Raw genomic sequence first — 16,266 nt, forward strand, 5'->3', positions numbered from 1 at the left:
ACGCACCTTTTTAATAGATCACTTCTGGTTTATTCTATGCAGTTATAAATCTCGCTGCTGAGCGTTAGATCAAACAATGGGCGGCATGGCCGGAAATAGATTGATGCAAGAGCTATATAATCCCTCAGAAATTGAAGCCTTAGTGCAAAAGCACTGGCACGAACATAAAACCTTTGAAGTTACTGAAGATGAAAGCAAAGAGAAATTCTATTGTCTTTCAATGTTTCCGTATCCTTCAGGTCGTCTTCACATGGGCCACGTCCGTAACTACACAATAGGCGATGTAGTGGCACGATATCAACGTTTGCAAGGTAAAAATGTTTTGCAACCGATTGGTTGGGACTCATTTGGTCTGCCTGCAGAAAATGCCGCGATCAATAATAAGACCTCGCCGGCACCGTGGACATACGAAAATATCGACTACATGAAGAACCAACTTAAGCTATTAGGCTTTGGTTATGACTGGAGTCGTGAAATCGCTACCTGTACCCCTGAGTACTATCGTTGGGAACAATGGTTTTTCACTCAGTTGTATGCCAAAGGTTTAGTGTACAAAAAAACCTCATCAGTAAACTGGTGTCCAAACGATGAAACTGTACTCGCAAACGAGCAAGTACAAGATGGTTGCTGCTGGCGCTGTGATACTGAAGTGATTCAGAAAGAAATTCCTCAGTGGTTTATTAAAATCACCGATTACGCAGAAGAATTACTTAACGACATCGACACGTTAGATGGCTGGCCTGAGCAGGTTAAATCCATGCAACGCAACTGGATTGGCCGCAGTGAAGGTATTGAAATGACCTTTGCCGTTGCTGACAGTGATGCCTCGTTTGACATCTACACCACTCGCCCAGATACGTTAATGGGCGTGACTTATGTAGCTATTGCAGCAGGTCATCCTTTAGCTGAACAGTCTGCATTGAATAACCCTGAGTTAGCCGCATTTTTAGAAGAATGTAAAAATGCTGATACCACTGAAGCTGCGATGGCTTCGATGGAGAAAAAAGGCGTAGCAACCGGTTTACAAGCTATTCATCCTATTAGTGGCAAGTTAGTACCTATTTGGGTAGCTAACTTTGTATTGATGAATTACGGCACGGGTGCGGTAATGTCGGTACCTGCTCATGATCAACGCGATTATGAATTTGCGCTTAAATATAAGCTTGCGATTGAAGCGGTCATTAAGCCAGTAGATGGCGAAGTAGACGTCAGCAAAGAAGCCTACACCGAAAAAGGTATCGTATTTAATTCTGGAGACACTTTCCCAGAGCTTGACGGTTTAGACTTTCAAGCGGCTTTTGAAGCCATTGATGCTCGATTAACTGCAGAAGGCAAAGGCAAGCGTCAAGTAAACTACCGTTTACGTGACTGGGGTGTATCTCGTCAGCGTTACTGGGGTGCTCCTATCCCAATGGTGACCCTCGCAGATGGTACTGTTGTGCCAACGCCTGAAGATCAACTGCCAGTTATTTTGCCAGAAGATGTGGTGATGGACGGTATTCAAAGTCCGATCAAAGCTGATAAAGCTTGGGCAGAAACCACAGTCAATGGTCAGCCTGCAATGCGCGAAACAGATACCTTTGATACCTTTATGGAATCATCGTGGTATTACGCCCGTTACTGTAGCCCTCACGCAGACGAAATGTTAGATCCTGCTAAAGCTAACTACTGGTTACCAGTAGATCAGTACATTGGCGGTATCGAACACGCTTGTATGCATTTATTGTATTTCCGCTTTTTCCATAAGTTGCTACGTGATGCTGGCTTAGTCAACAGTGATGAGCCCGCAAAGCAATTACTGACTCAAGGCATGGTATTAGCAGATGCTTATTACTACACCAACGAAAAAGGTGCCCGAGTTTGGGTATCACCTTTAGAAGTGACTGTGGTAGAAAAAGACGACAAAGGCCGCATTATTAAAGCGATAGACAATCAAGGTCATGAACTGGTTTACACTGGTATGAGTAAGATGTCTAAATCGAAAAATAACGGTATCGATCCACAAGTTATGGTTGAAAAGTACGGTGCTGATACCGTACGTTTATTCATGATGTTTGCCTCGCCACCAGAATTAACCCTGGAATGGCAAGAGTCTGGCGTTGAAGGAGCACATCGCTTCATTAAACGTTTCTGGAAATTGGCTAGCGATCATGTTGCTGCAGGTAAAACTGACCCATTAGATACCAGCAAATTAAATGCCGATCAAAAAGCATTGCGCCGTGAATTACATAAGACCATTGCCAAAGTCAGCGATGACATTGCACGTCGTCAAATGTTTAACACCGCTGTAGCCTCAGTAATGGAACTAATGAACCATTTACTGAAAGCCTCACAAGAAACGGCTCAAGATCGAGCATTACTTGCTGAAGCTTTGTCTGCAGTAACGCGTTTGCTTTACCCTATTGTTCCGCATATGACGTTTACGTTATGGAATGAGCTAGGTAACGAAGGTGATATTGAAGATAGCCGTTGGCCTGAAGTCGATGAGTCTGCGTTAGTCGAAGACAGCAAGCTCATTGTGGTACAAGTAAACGGAAAGGTTCGCGCAAAAATTACTGTTGCTGCTGATGCATCAAAAGAAGATGTAGAAGCATTAGGCATGAGTGATGAGCACGTACAAAAACACACTGAAGGGTTAACGGTTCGTAAAGTCATTTACGTGCCCGGCAAACTATTAAGTATTGTTGCTAACTAAGTTGTCTTAATGAGGAGGCTCGTCAGCCTCCGAAATTAGGGTGATAACGTTAACGCTTCAGTGTTATAACTTACCGCGGGTACACCGCGGTAAGTTATTTATTTAACCATGCAAATAAACAAGGATGCCTCCCCTCACTATGCTAGCCAAAAAAATCTGTTTAGCCATAATGACATTGGTGCTACTGACCACTGCAGGATGCGGCTTCAAACTCCAACGCAGTTACTCCATCCCTGCCGAATTGGCCGAATTGCATTTAAGCAGCAGCGATGAATACAGTGAGTTAACTCGCTTAGTTCGTGACAGATTACGGATCAACCGTATTAGCCTTGTCGATGCAGCAGAAAAAACACCTACGTTACGGTTAATTAACGACTCTCTCGAACGTGCCACACTGTCACTTTATCCCACAGGAAATGTTGCAGAATATGAGCTGATTTACTTAGTGCATTATTCGGTTACTTTACCAGGACAAGAGCCACAAGATTTTGATACTGAAATCCGTCGAGATTATCAAGATGATCCTCGTACTGCATTAGCAAAAAGCCGTGAAATGGAGTTGTTGGTTAAAGAGATGCGCGTACAGGCAGCCGATTATATTATCCAGACTCTGGCGTCAATCGGGGCAGAGTAATGCGGGTTTATCCTGATCAACTCAAACAACATCTCAAACCGCTACCTCAATGTTTTTTACTGTTTGGTGATGACCCATGGTTAATCGAAAACAGTAAACAATTGATCCTCAACGCCGCTAAAAAACAAGGCTTTGAAGAGCGTGTACAGTTGAGCCAAGAAACCGGTTTTAACTGGGGAGATTTAGTCCAAGAATGGCAAGCAATGAGCTTATTTGCCAGCCGGCGGATTATTGAGTTAACCCTGCCGCAAGGCAAACCTGGCATGGAAGGCGCTGCAGCATTTCAAACGCTGTTGCAACACCCTAATCCTGATATGTTATTGATTATTCAAGGCCCCAAAGCCAGTGCAGAGCAAACCAATAGCAAATGGTTTAAATCACTCGATGCCAAAGGTATATACCTACCCTGCACCACGCCTGAAGGTAAACAGTTTGAACGCTGGTTAGACAGTCGTATTTCTCATTATGAACTCACAGTTCACCATGATGCCAAAGCCATGTTGTTTACCCTATTTGAAGGTAACTTATTGGCGGCTGAACAAGCGATGCAATTGTTACAACTGCTCAGCCCTAAGCAAAATATTGCCCCAGAACAACTCAGTGAATATTTCGAAGACCAATCTCGTTTCAGTGTGTTTCAACTCTGTGATGCCATTCTAGGTAACCATCAAAAACATGCACAGCACATGCTGGCTCAATTGCAGGCTGAAGGCACTGCTATGCCCATTTTAATGTGGGCTTTATTCAAAGAGATAAATTTGCTGCTCACCTTGAAACTGGCCGTTCATAATGGCGAGCAACTCAGTAAACTGTGGGGCCAGCACCGGATTTGGGATAAGCGTAAACCGCTTTATCAAGCAGCAATAACGCGATTAGATTTAGATCATATCGAACATATGCTCGCGTTTGCGTCTAAATTAGAATTAAATCTCAAACAAAAAGGGCTTGAAGATTGGATTGGTCTCAGCCATCTTTGCATTTTATTTGATCCACGAGCACATAACCGTTTAGCTCATATTGAATTAACAGACTGAGACAAAAAGTAAGGACAGCGAATGCGTATCGGTATTTTGGGTGGCACGTTCGACCCTATCCATCTAGGACATATCAATCCTGCACTAGATGTAAAACAGCAACTTCATTTAGACCAGATTTGGCTAATGCCCAATCATATACCCCCACATAAAAATACTACCGTAGTCAGTACTCATCACCGGCTTGAAATGGTGAAGTTAGTTTGCCAGCAGTACCCAGAATTTAAGCTATGTGATATCGAAATCAATCGCGACACCCCCTCTTACAGTGTCACTACGCTCACATTACTCACCCAACAATATCCTGATGATGAATTCTTTTTCATTATGGGCATGGACTCATTTGTTCAATTACCATTGTGGTATCAATGGCAATCATTGTTTAATCTGTGCCATATTGCGTTGTGTCAACGCCCTGGTTGGGCAATGGACACCCACAGCGAAATGACCAAGCAATTATTATTCAGACAAGCAACCGTAGACTATCTTGACTTGCCTTCCCATGCGAAAAATGGAAGAATATTCAGCATTAACAGCCAGTTAGTTGATATATCCTCAACTGAAATACGTCAGCAATTAGCTCAAAATATTGATATCAGCACGGTTTTACCCCAAACAACAACCGAATATATTCGCCAACATCAGCTCTATCGCTAACACTGCAAACCGCACAGCAGTTAACTCAATTTTTATGATTATGGGTTAACTCGGCATCGGACACAAAATTAAATCTATCGCTGTTTAGCCATGCTTAATTGCGCATCAACAGTGAATTTGAGTATAATACTCCGTTAATTTTTACTTATGAGGTACTTCGAGTGCAAGGCACCGAACTAAAAGATTTCGTTATCGACAAAGTCGATGATTTAAAAGCAAAAAATATTACTGTTATAGATGTATCTAAACGGTCAACCATTACCGACACTATGATCATTTGTACTGGTACATCAAAAACACACGTTCGATCTATTGGTGAGCACGTAATCGTGTCAGCAAAAAATGCTGGCGTGCAACCTCTTGGGGTCGAAGGTCGTGACAGCAGTGAATGGGTATTAGTTGATTTAGGCTCAGTGATTTTGCATGTGATGCAAGAACAAACTCGTGATTACTACGAGCTTGAAAAACTTTGGTCTGAACACAGCGTCTAATGAAGTTACAGCTTATTGCCGTTGGCACCAAAATGCCCGATTGGGTAACCCGAGGCTTCGAAGAATACCAACGCCGTTTCCCTAGAGATATGGCTTTGGAACTCATCGAAATCCCAGCAGGGAAACGCGGGAAAAATGCTGATATCGCCCGAATTTTACATAAGGAAGGCGAATTAATGCTAGCGGCAGTAGCAAAAGGTAACCACATTGTCAGCCTAGATTTACCCGGTAAAAACTGGACAACACCAGAACTTGCCGAGCAAATGACAAAGTGGCAACTCGATGGTAGAGATGTCAGCTTACTTATTGGTGGCCCAGAAGGACTTTCACCTGCTTGTAAAGAGGCGGCCAACCAAAGCTGGTGTTTATCTGCCCTGACCTTACCTCACCCTTTGGTTAGGGTTATTGTGGCAGAAAGCCTATATCGAGCTTGGAGCGTCAATAACAATCATCCGTATCACAGAGAATAAACTCAGTCGCATGAATAACTAAGCTTATCGATAATGATTATCATGCAACTCTTTTTTTCATGTTCATCAGCTGATACTGTGACCTTCTATAATTCAACCTTCCATTTGGTAAAGACGGGGATAGCATAAGTGTCGCCAAATAAGCGCATTACCATGCATGATCACGCCGCAGAGGCCGCGCTATTTAAACGCCGTGCATTATTCACTTTTATTTGCGTATTCTTTCTACTCTGCATCTTATTTTCGAATCTTTATCATCTTCAAGTTGTCTCTTACAAAGACTATGAAACTCGTTCAAATGATAACCGTATCCGTGTGGTTCCTACTCCGCCTAGCAGAGGGTTAATTTATGACCGTCATGGCGTACTATTAGCCGAAAACCAACCTTATTATTCTTTAGAACTTATTCCAGAAAAAGTCGATGACATTACCGCGACTTTGGACGAGCTTAATACCTTCATTGAACTCTCAGAAGATGAGCGCGAAAGCATCACTGAAACCTTAAAGTTTCATCGCCGGTTTAAGCCGTTAACCATTAAAAGTAAATTAACCGACGAACAAGTCGCCATCTTTAGTGTTAATCAATATAAATTTCCTGGTATTTATGTTGAAGCAGGTCTTAAGCGTCATTATCCCTTTAATGCGCTAATGACTCATGTATTGGGTTATGTCGGCAAAATTAATAGCCGAGATAAAGCCTTACTTGAAAAAAGCAGTCAGTGGAAAAACTATGCTGCAACCAAAGATATTGGTAAGCAAGGTATTGAAAAATTTTATGAAAGTTTACTTCATGGTACCCCTGGTCACCTCGAAGAAGAGGTCAATAATCGTGGCAGAGTGATCCGCACGCTTAAAGTGACTCCGCCAACACCAGGACAAGATATCTATCTCACGTTAGACCTCAAACTACAGCAGAAGGCCATGGAGCTTTTAGATGGCCGCAAAGGCTCCGTTGTGGCTATAGATCCTAGAGATGGCGGTGTTTTAGCCATGATTTCAAGCCCATCATATGACCCAAACCCCTTTGTTCACGGCATTAGTTCTAAAGCTTATAATGAGCTGTTAAACGATAAGTCGCGGCCATTAATAAATCGTTCAACCCAAGGGCAATACTCTCCTGCGTCAACCATCAAACCGCATGTGGCATTACTTGGGTTAGAAGAAAAAATCATTAGCGAACGCACGCGGATTTGGGATCCAGGCTATTGGCAAATGCCAGGCGTCGATCGCAAATGGGGCGACTGGAAAAAATGGGGCCATGGCTGGGTAGATATCTATCATGCCATTGTCGACTCTTGTGATATTTTCTTTTATGACCTCGTCTATAAAGTTGGCATCGATAGAATGGCCATATTTATGGATCGCTTTGGTTTTGGCAAAAGTACTGGCATTGATATTTTTGAAGAATCAGATGGCGTAATGCCATCTCGAGACTGGAAAAGAATGCGTTACAACCAACCTTGGTATAACGGCGATACAATTTCGGTCGGTATTGGCCAAGGATATTGGACCACTACTCCTCTACAGCTTGCTAATGCGGTGACTATCATGGCAAATAAAGGCAAGCGCTTTACGCCTCATCTATTAAAATCATTTAAAAATAGTACCGTTAAAATTGATTCGCCGATTGATGAGCAAGTACCAATAGAGCTTAAAGACCCTCGTAATTGGGACATCATCAATGAAGCTATGCGCCAAACGGCTGATAAATCTCGCTTTACCGATGCTACCTATACTGCAGCAATGAAAACGGGTACTGCACAGGTATTTAGCGTAGCTAAAGATCAAAAATATAATGCCAACACTATCGCAGAACACTTACGCGATAATGCATTAGTTGTTGCTTACGCTCCTTACGAAAACCCTCGTATTGTTTTGGCTGTGGTATTAGAAAACGCCGGCTGGGGTGGCGCCAATGCTGGCCCGCTAGCTCGAGCCTTGCTCGATGAGTATATTTTACGAGACGAATGGGCGGTAAAACCGTGAATAATCATGCATATCAAAAATCGTTTTGGCAAAAAATACACTTAGATGTGCCATTACTCATCGGCATCGTTATTTTAATGAGCTTTGGCCTTTTTGTGATTTATTCTGCCAGTGGCGAAGACCCTGCGATGATGGAGCGTCAACTGGTGCGTATGGCGTTGTCGTTAGGCGTGATGTTTTGCTTTGCACAAATCAATCCTGAAATACTCAGGCGTTGGGCTTTGCCTATTTATCTTGCTGGGGTAGCGTTACTCATCGGTGTTGAACTGTTCGGCACCATTAATAAAGGTGCCCAGCGCTGGCTAAACTTAGGATTTATGGAATTCCAACCATCGGAACTCATCAAACTAGCCTTCCCCATCACCATGGCGTGGTATATCAGTAAGTTCCCGCTGCCACCCAAAAAGCGATATCTGGCCGGTGGCGTTATTATTCTACTTATTCCAACATTACTCATTGCTAAACAACCTGACTTAGGCACCTCTATTTTGGTCGCAGCTTCTGGAGTATTTGTGTTGTTTTTATCTGGCATGAGTTGGCTAATTGTCGGCGGCTTTGTTACTGCGATTTTGATCTTTTTACCCGTATTGTGGTTTTTCTTGATGCACGATTATCAGCGTACTCGAGTATTAACCTTGTTTAATCCAGAACAAGATCCTCTCGGCGCGGGTTATCATATTATCCAATCTAAAATTGCCATTGGTTCTGGTGGACTTTGGGGTAAAGGTTGGCTTGATGGGACTCAATCGCAATTAGAGTTTTTACCTGAGCGACATACCGACTTTATCTTTGCAGTGATCGGAGAAGAGTTCGGATTAATTGGCAGTTTAGTGTTACTGGCAATGTATTTATTTGTCATTGGCAGGGGTCTGGTTATTGCTTCACGAGCACAGACCAGTTTTGCACGCTTATTGGCCGGAAGTATCACCCTAACGTTTTTTGTCTATGTTTTTGTTAACATCGGCATGGTATCAGGCATTCTACCTGTGGTTGGTGTACCTTTACCGCTAATCAGTTATGGTGGAACCTCAATGCTGACCTTAATGACAGGTTTTGGTATTTTAATGAGTATTCACACCCACAGACGATTTGTCGATAGATAGGATTAACGTTAACCATGACAAAAATAACCGTTCAAATCGCCAGCTTAGCATTACTTATGAGTGCTGTTTTTGACGCAAATGCAGTGACCGAAACTGATACTCAAGCGTTACAGAAAACCTTTATTGCCGAACAAGTAAAACAAGGATTTAAGCAACAAGAAGTCGAGCAGTTTTTAGCATCGTCAAGCTTCGACCAAACCATTATTGACGCGATATCAAAGCCTTGGGAAGCGAAACCTTGGTACCAATATTATCCTATTTTTTTAACCGATAAACGGTTGCAAAAAGGGCTAGAGTTTTGGCAAGAAAATCTGCAGACCATCGATAAAGCAGCTAAGAAGTTTAATGTTGACCCACAAATTATTGTGGCGATCATTGGCATTGAAACATTCTATGGTGGTTACTTAGGCAATTATCGTGTGCAAGATGCCCTGTACACGCTGGGCTTTCATTACCCACCACGGGCAACGTTCTTTCGCAGTGAATATGCCAATTTAATGTCGTTGATTAAAGAAGAAAAACTCGATAATGACACCTTAAAAGGCTCATATGCTGGCGCAATGGGTTACGGTCAATTCATTCCATCTAGCTACCGCCATTACGCTGTGGATTTTGATGGTGACGGTCGACGAGATTTATTAACCAGCAAAGCTGATGCAATTGGCAGTGTAGCTAACTATTTTCATCAACACGGTTGGCAAAAAGGCCAACCTGTAGCGTTATTGCTAAATCACACCTCAAGCACGACCCCTAAAGCGAAGGTATGGACCAAAGAAAAGCTTCACTATAAGGTATCAGACATTCTTAGCCCATCATTAAGCTTGGCAGATAATCAAGATATGGATGCGTCACAAGCGGCATTGTTAATTAAACTAGATCAAGCTGAAAGCACTGAATACTGGCTCGGGCTTAAAAACTTTTATGTGATTACTCGCTATAATCGCAGCCCATTATATGCCATGGCGGTTTATCAGTTTAGCCAACAACTTAACGCTCATCATAAATCGGTAAATCAACATGGTCATTAATTACCGTTTCATCTTATTAATCATTTTTAGCAGTGTCTTTCTCATTAGCTGCTCGTCAAATGATGCTAAAAACTCTTCTTCAGGAAAAAAAAGCCGCTATCAAATGGCTAACGATCGTTATCCTGATGACGCACCAGATGTGAGCTTGGTTAAAAACGCCCAACCTAAATACGAACCTTATAGCAGACAAGGTAATCGTAACTACACCGTATTAGGCAAAAGCTATCAAGTGCTCGACAGCGGTAAGGGATTTAAAGAGCAAGGTCATGCATCATGGTATGGCTCAAAGTTTCATGGTCATTTAACCTCTAATGGCGAAACTTATGATATGTACACTATGTCTGCAGCGCATAAAAACCTGCCCTTACCCAGTTATGTCAAAGTGACCAATTTAGACAACAATAAACAAATTATTGTTAGGGTAAATGACCGCGGACCATTTCATCATGGTCGAGTGATTGATCTATCTTATGCTGCGGCTTACCACTTAGGCATGCTGGCCAGAGGAACCGCAAAAGTCGCTATTGAAACCGTTTACATTCCCTCACCAGAAGAGCGAGTAATAAGCGATTTAAAAGATGACGACAATCATTTTATTCAAGTTGCAGCGTCGCAAGATAAACTGCGTATTAATATGTTAGCCAAACAGTTAGAAACCAAATACGCCGTTAATTCTCGCGTGACACCCATAAATGGCATGCACAGATTACAGTTGGGCCCGATCAGACAAATTCATCTAACCAATAAATTGCTCGATCGTGTGCAAACAGATGGTTATCCACAAAGCTTTATCGTACCGTAAGCAATAATACTGGTGATATAGAGTAACATTAAGCTTCATTTACATTGGATGAATGAACCTTAATGCGAAATGGTTGCCTACTAATGTATAATCGAAAAATTATACCAATTGATCTTTGTCTTTTCTTCGACTAACTAGAGACGTGCTAACTTCATGATGACTTCCAAAACTGCTCAATTAACAACGATGCTCTTTGCATCTGTTGTCTGTTTTTCTTCAATCGCAGCAACGCCACAACCAGATATACGTCCTACCCCCAATCGCGCACCTATGGTGACACCAGACGCGCCTAGTGTTGCAGCTAAAGCTTACGTGCTAATGGATTATAATTCTGGCAGAGTTATTGCTGAAGAAAATGCCTACGAAAGTTTAAACCCAGCAAGTCTGACAAAAATGATGACCAGCTATGTTATTGGCCATGAAATCCGCGTTGGTAATATTTCATTAGATGATGATGTAGCCATTACCAAGAACGCGTGGGCAAAGAATTTCCCTGACTCCTCTAAAATGTTCATTGAAGTGGGTAAAACCGTCAAAGTACACGACTTAAACCGCGGTATTATTATTCAATCGGGTAATGATGCCTGTGTTGCTATGGCTGAGCATATTGCCGGGACAGAAGGTGCATTCGTTGATTTAATGAATTCATGGGCTAAGCAATTAGGCATGAAAGACAGCTACTTTGAAAACTCTCATGGTTTAGATTCAGAAAATCACAAAACGACAGCCTATGATATGGCCATTTTAGGTGCCGCGCTGATCCGTGATGTACCTGAAGAATATAAAGTGTATTCAGAGAAGTCTTTTACCTATAACGGCATTAAGCAATATAACCGTAATGGCTTGTTGTGGGATAAAAGCTTAAACGTTGATGGTATTAAAACTGGTCATACATCAGGTGCAGGCTACAACCTAGTATCTTCAGGCACCAGCGAAGGCATGCGTCTTATTAGTGTTGTGATGGGCACATCGAGTGAATCTGCACGTAAAGCTGAGAGTAAGAAACTGCTCAACTATGGTTTCCGTTTTTTCGAAACGATTACACCATACAAAGCCGGCGATACCTTCGTAACTCAACAAATTTGGTATGGCGATAGAGACACAGTTGATCTCGGTGTGATGACCGACACCCCTATTACTATTAGCCGTGGTAAAGCAAAAGATTTACAAGCTAACTTTGAATTAACTAAGCCACTAACAGCCCCACTTGCTAAAGGCGAAACCGTCGGTCGCGTCTTTTTCCAGCTTGATGGAAAAGACATTGCTCAATTCCCGCTAGTGACATTGAATGAAGTTCAAGAAGGCGGTATGTTCAGTAAGTTAATGGATTACTTTAAACAAATGTTTGCCAGTTGGTTTGAGTAATTATTCAGATTGACATGATTCACTAATGAAACTATTAGTGAATCAACTAATTAAAGCCGCCTAATCAGCGGCTTTAACTTTTTAAGATCTACCGGGCTTGAATCGGGTATAATTGCCACCATATTAGTAACACCAAAATAGAATCGAGTAAGTTAATGTTAAATACAACGTTTGACCAAGTGATGGAATTTCCTAATTCGTGCCCTTTCAAAGTGATTGGTGATGCTGACGATACCTTAGCCGATCGTGTTGTTGCTGTAGCGCAACAACTTGCTCCCGGTGATTATGTTCCAAGCGTGAAGGCATCAAGTAAAGGCAGTTACTATTCAGTGACCATCCGTATTACTGTTACCAGCAAAGAACATATTGAAAAAGCGTATATTGATCTTGCCGCAATTGAAGGTGTAAAACGCGTACTGTAAGAGCCAAAAGAGTCATCTTTACTCATAAATTTGAGTATAATACTAAGAATTCATCCATTGACTCGATGGACACACACAATTTATCTGGGGGAGACGTTGCCCTTGCAAGCACAAACACTGCACATCCGCCATCTTGGCATGCAAGACTATGAATCGACATGGCATGCAATGCAGGAATATACTGACACTCGCGATAGCGACAGCCAAGATGAACTTTGGATTGTTGAGCATCAACCAGTATTTACCCAAGGCCAAGCAGGTAAAAGCGAGCATATACTCAACCCTGGTAATATTCCGGTTATTCAAGTCGATCGTGGTGGCCAAGTTACTTATCACGGCCCAGGACAATTAGTGGTTTATCCACTTATCGACATCAAACGTAATAAACTAGGCGTTCGTCAGTTAGTGAACAATATTGAGCAAAGTATTATTGACATGCTCGCTTGTTACGCTATTAATGCTTACGCAAAAGCTGACGCTCCTGGTGTTTATGTAACAGAACGAAAAATTGCCTCTTTAGGATTACGCATCCGTAAAGGTTGCTCTTTTCACGGCTTAGCATTAAATGTCGATATGGACTTAGCCCCGTTTCAGCGTATCAATCCTTGCGGATATGCGGGTTTAGAAATGGTGCAATGTAAAGCATTAGGTGGTCCACAAACTGTGCTTGAAGCTGGCGATAAATTAATCCAAACCTTTAGCCAAATTATGGGCTACCAACAACTTGTACATCATCAAGGATTAGCAGAATAATGAATAGGCCTGAAAGATTACAACCAGGTGTCAAATTACGTGATGCCGATAAAGTCGCACGAATTCCTGTAAAAGTCGTGCCATCAGAGCGCGAAACGATGCTGCGTAAACCGGATTGGTTACGAGTAAAATTACCCGCGTCAAATCAACGTATTCTCGAGATAAAAGCGGCATTACGTAAAAACGGATTACACTCAGTTTGCGAAGAAGCCTCTTGTCCAAACTTAGCAGAATGTTTTAACCACGGCACAGCAACCTTTATGATCTTAGGTGCAATCTGTACCCGTCGTTGCCCTTTTTGTGATGTGGCCCATGGTCGCCCACTCAAAGCGGATTCTGACGAGCCTAAAAAACTGGCTCAAACGATTAAAGACATGAAGTTAAAGTATGTGGTAATTACTTCTGTTGACCGTGATGATTTACGTGATGGTGGTGCACAGCATTTCGCTGACTGTATTCGCGAAATTCGTTTATTAAACCCTGAAATCAAGATTGAAACTCTGGTTCCTGATTTCCGAGGTCGTATCGATGCCGCTTTAGATATTTTAGCGACCGAGCCTCCTGATGTATTTAATCACAACCTTGAGACTGCTCCAGCTCATTACCGCAAAGCACGTCCAGGCGCTAACTATCAGTGGTCATTAGATCTACTTAAACGCTTTAAAGAGCGTCACCCAACGATCCCGACTAAGTCTGGTTTAATGATGGGTCTAGGTGAAACTAACGAAGAAATAGCCGAAGTATTACGAGATTTACGCGCCCACAACGTGGAAATGCTCACGCTTGGTCAATACTTACAACCATCTAAATTCCACCTACCTGTTGAACGCTATGTTCCACCTGCCGAATTTGATGAATTGAAAGCCTTAGCTGATGAACTTGGTTTCACTCATGCAGCCTGTGGCCCACTTGTTCGTTCAAGCTACCACGCGGACTTACAAGCTCAAGGTAAAGAAGTTAAGTAATCTTACTTCGCCCGAATAAAAAACAGCGCTCTATTAGCGCTGTTTTTTTTGTATTCAATTGAATCACGCAAAAAATTAACTCAACGATAAATCCATTAAAATGGCATCTTCATAACCATCATCGGTAGGGTAATAGTTTTTACGCCTGCCTGACTCAATAAAACCAACTTTCTCATATAAATATTTTGCAGCCTCATTTGACTGACGAACTTCTAACATCAGCACAACTGCACCCGCATCTTTCGCATCATGAATCAGTTGCTGCATTAGTAACGAACCAAAACCTAAACCTTGATTATCTGGTGCCACACAAATATCGAGTAAAGTCGCCTCATCAATAATCTGCTGCACTATCGCAAAAGCAAACAAATCATCTTGCTGCTTAATGCCCAAAACGCGATATAAAGGCCCAAAACACTCCTTTAAGCCAGTTTCTGACCAAGGATGAGTATGAGCTTGATTTTCAATACTCGCCATTGCAGTAACATGCTCAACGCCAAGGGGGACAATTAAGTAACCATCAGTGTTGTTCATTGGTCAGGCCTTTACTTAATTGCTGGGTTTTGTCTAAATGTTGAGAAATTTGCTGCCATAAATGACGTTTTTCATCCACAAGTGCATGAAGGTCTGTTAGCGGCGCACTTACAACCCAAGCAACACGAGGACGAACTTTTGTCTTACGCATATCCCATATCACCTGTGGTCCTTTAATCATTTCACAATCAAACTCGCACTGTTCAATATCAACGTTTAATAAACGCAATACATCATGGATAAACGTTTGATCAGATAAATCGGCATCGAGATCATGCAACACTAAGTAAGGCTTTAACGGTTTATCAGCACTGAGCCAGCGAGTAATATTCATCGCATCTAAAAAAGCAGATTTATCCATCGAACTCTCAAAAACAAGGATACTTCAACAAGCATAACAGTTAACTAAATAAGGTTGTAAGCTAATTTAACCAAAAAACTAAGCCTTATTTGTCGCAAGGCTTAAAACGACAAAATCACAGTCATAGGGAATTTAATGAATGCTTGAATTGCCGAAAAATAGTAAACCAAACATTTTCGATTATAAAATATGACTTATGACGACAAAATACTAGCTAGCATAAAATGTCAAAATGAGTGTTTCACATTAAGAAACGAAATCGACTATGTAGCTAGTTTGATCGAAGAGAAACAAATATGGATTGTCTGTATGAAAGTAAATGAGAGACATTGTGAATAGTACAAAAGACAAAGGCCTAGCATTTCTGCTAGGCCTTCTAAATTTGGCAGGGGTGGCAAGACTCGAACTCGCAACCATCGGTTTTGGAGACCGCTGTTCTACCAATTGGAACTACACCCCTGTTGACGAGGGGCATTATGCTAAAAGCCCCTCCAAAGGTAAAGTACTTTTTTAAATAAAGCGCTCAATTGCAGTTTTTTCAAACAAGTTAGCTAATCTAATCGATTAATGAGTAGATTATGCATTTATAAAATGGCTCGGACATTGGTTAATTTCTACGATCTCATGGTTAAGTGTAGAAACTGATAGTCCAAATATGGAAGTCGACAACAAGAACACAATTACGTTCAATTGATAATCTGATCTGAAATTTAGAATCGAATCATTGAACAATCGAGCAAAAATGACCTAGTCAGTTCCATAATATTAAGCGCAATAGGTAATAATAATCGCACCTATTAATCCTATAGAGAGGGGGATAAACCTGTTCTGTATTCTAATCTATTGTGGCTTAATGAAACTGTACACCGATTGAGGTAAAATCCCCTTAAGATAAAACGGTGTAAAAAGTAATGAAGACTCAACCAACTTACTCAACAGAATTTAGAATAGATACCGCTAACCTTG

16 protein-coding genes and 1 tRNA gene are annotated in these 16,266 nt (G+C 41.8%); 14 read left to right on the plus strand and 3 right to left on the minus strand.

Annotated features, from left to right (window positions below):
* Window positions 1-103: 103 nt before the first annotated feature.
* The 14 genes from leuS to lipA all read left to right on the plus strand — a co-directional run bounded on the left by leuS (window position 104) and on the right by lipA (window position 14,405).
* Window positions 104-2,695 carry a leucine--tRNA ligase gene (leuS, locus tag H5125_RS11435; protein ID WP_101088859.1) on the plus strand — a complete coding sequence of 864 codons (2,592 nt, stop codon included), beginning with the start codon at window positions 104-106 and terminating at the stop codon, window positions 2,693-2,695.
* Window positions 2,696-2,834: 139 nt separating this feature from the next.
* Window positions 2,835-3,329 (plus strand): LPS assembly lipoprotein LptE, encoded by a 495-nt coding sequence (gene lptE / locus H5125_RS11440; protein WP_059744816.1) that lies wholly within the window; start codon window positions 2,835-2,837, stop codon window positions 3,327-3,329.
* A complete protein-coding gene (gene holA / locus H5125_RS11445) occupies window positions 3,329-4,363 on the plus strand; it encodes a DNA polymerase III subunit delta (protein ID WP_182744297.1) in 1,035 nt (344 codons plus the stop codon). The genes lptE and holA overlap by 1 nt, the downstream gene beginning before the upstream one ends.
* 21 nt (window positions 4,364-4,384) lie before the next feature.
* A complete protein-coding gene (gene nadD / locus H5125_RS11450) occupies window positions 4,385-5,020 on the plus strand; it encodes a nicotinate-nucleotide adenylyltransferase (RefSeq protein ID WP_182744298.1) in 636 nt (211 codons plus the stop codon).
* 161 nt (window positions 5,021-5,181) lie between these two features.
* Window positions 5,182-5,511, plus strand: a complete 330-nt coding sequence (gene rsfS / locus H5125_RS11455; protein ID WP_011636184.1) for a ribosome silencing factor — start codon at window positions 5,182-5,184, stop codon at window positions 5,509-5,511.
* Window positions 5,511-5,981, plus strand: a complete 471-nt coding sequence (gene rlmH / locus H5125_RS11460) for a 23S rRNA (pseudouridine(1915)-N(3))-methyltransferase RlmH (RefSeq protein ID WP_101088699.1) — start codon at window positions 5,511-5,513, stop codon at window positions 5,979-5,981. The genes rsfS and rlmH overlap by 1 nt, the downstream gene beginning before the upstream one ends.
* A 129-nt stretch (window positions 5,982-6,110) precedes the next feature.
* Window positions 6,111-7,967, plus strand: a complete 1,857-nt coding sequence (gene mrdA / locus H5125_RS11465; RefSeq protein ID WP_101088698.1) for a penicillin-binding protein 2 — start codon at window positions 6,111-6,113, stop codon at window positions 7,965-7,967.
* Window positions 7,949-9,070, plus strand: a complete 1,122-nt coding sequence (rodA, locus tag H5125_RS11470; protein ID WP_011636181.1) for a rod shape-determining protein RodA — start codon at window positions 7,949-7,951, stop codon at window positions 9,068-9,070. Before mrdA ends, rodA begins: the two co-directional genes overlap by 19 nt.
* Before the next feature lie 14 nt (window positions 9,071-9,084).
* The gene (gene mltB, locus H5125_RS11475; RefSeq protein WP_182744299.1) at window positions 9,085-10,098 is read left to right on the plus strand and encodes a lytic murein transglycosylase B; all 1,014 of its coding nucleotides are present in this window, start codon (window positions 9,085-9,087) and stop codon (window positions 10,096-10,098) included.
* Window positions 10,088-10,900, plus strand: coding sequence for a septal ring lytic transglycosylase RlpA family protein (locus H5125_RS11480; protein WP_182744300.1), 813 nt, complete (start codon window positions 10,088-10,090; stop codon window positions 10,898-10,900). Before mltB ends, H5125_RS11480 begins: the two co-directional genes overlap by 11 nt.
* Before the next feature lie 156 nt (window positions 10,901-11,056).
* Window positions 11,057-12,265, plus strand: coding sequence for a serine hydrolase (locus tag H5125_RS11485; protein WP_101088858.1), 1,209 nt, complete (start codon window positions 11,057-11,059; stop codon window positions 12,263-12,265).
* A 155-nt stretch (window positions 12,266-12,420) separates the two neighbouring features.
* The gene (gene ybeD / locus H5125_RS11490; RefSeq protein WP_011636177.1) at window positions 12,421-12,687 is read left to right on the plus strand and encodes a DUF493 family protein YbeD; all 267 of its coding nucleotides are present in this window, start codon (window positions 12,421-12,423) and stop codon (window positions 12,685-12,687) included.
* A 102-nt stretch (window positions 12,688-12,789) separates the two neighbouring features.
* A complete protein-coding gene (gene lipB / locus H5125_RS11495) occupies window positions 12,790-13,440 on the plus strand; it encodes a lipoyl(octanoyl) transferase LipB (RefSeq protein ID WP_101088695.1) in 651 nt (216 codons plus the stop codon).
* Window positions 13,440-14,405: a lipoyl synthase gene (gene lipA / locus H5125_RS11500; RefSeq protein ID WP_101088694.1), complete on the plus strand. Its 966-nt coding sequence runs from the start codon at window positions 13,440-13,442 to the stop codon at window positions 14,403-14,405. Before lipB ends, lipA begins: the two co-directional genes overlap by 1 nt.
* Window positions 14,406-14,480: 75 nt before the next feature.
* Here the strand turns inward: lipA and rimI are convergent, their stop codons facing one another.
* The 3 genes from rimI to H5125_RS11515 all read right to left on the minus strand — a co-directional run bounded on the left by rimI (window position 14,481) and on the right by H5125_RS11515 (window position 15,760).
* A complete protein-coding gene (gene rimI / locus H5125_RS11505; RefSeq protein WP_182744301.1) occupies window positions 14,481-14,939 on the minus strand; it encodes a ribosomal protein S18-alanine N-acetyltransferase in 459 nt (152 codons plus the stop codon).
* Entirely contained in the window at window positions 14,926-15,300 is a 375-nt protein-coding gene (locus H5125_RS11510; RefSeq protein ID WP_101088692.1) for a hypothetical protein, read from the minus strand. Before H5125_RS11510 ends, rimI begins: the two co-directional genes overlap by 14 nt.
* A gap of 383 nt (window positions 15,301-15,683) precedes the next feature.
* A tRNA-Trp gene (locus H5125_RS11515) sits at window positions 15,684-15,760 on the minus strand.
* Window positions 15,761-16,266: the final 506 nt, after the last annotated feature.

It is taken from the genome of Shewanella sp. SR44-4, from assembly GCF_014163715.1.
GTDB lineage: Bacteria > Pseudomonadota > Gammaproteobacteria > Enterobacterales > Shewanellaceae > Shewanella.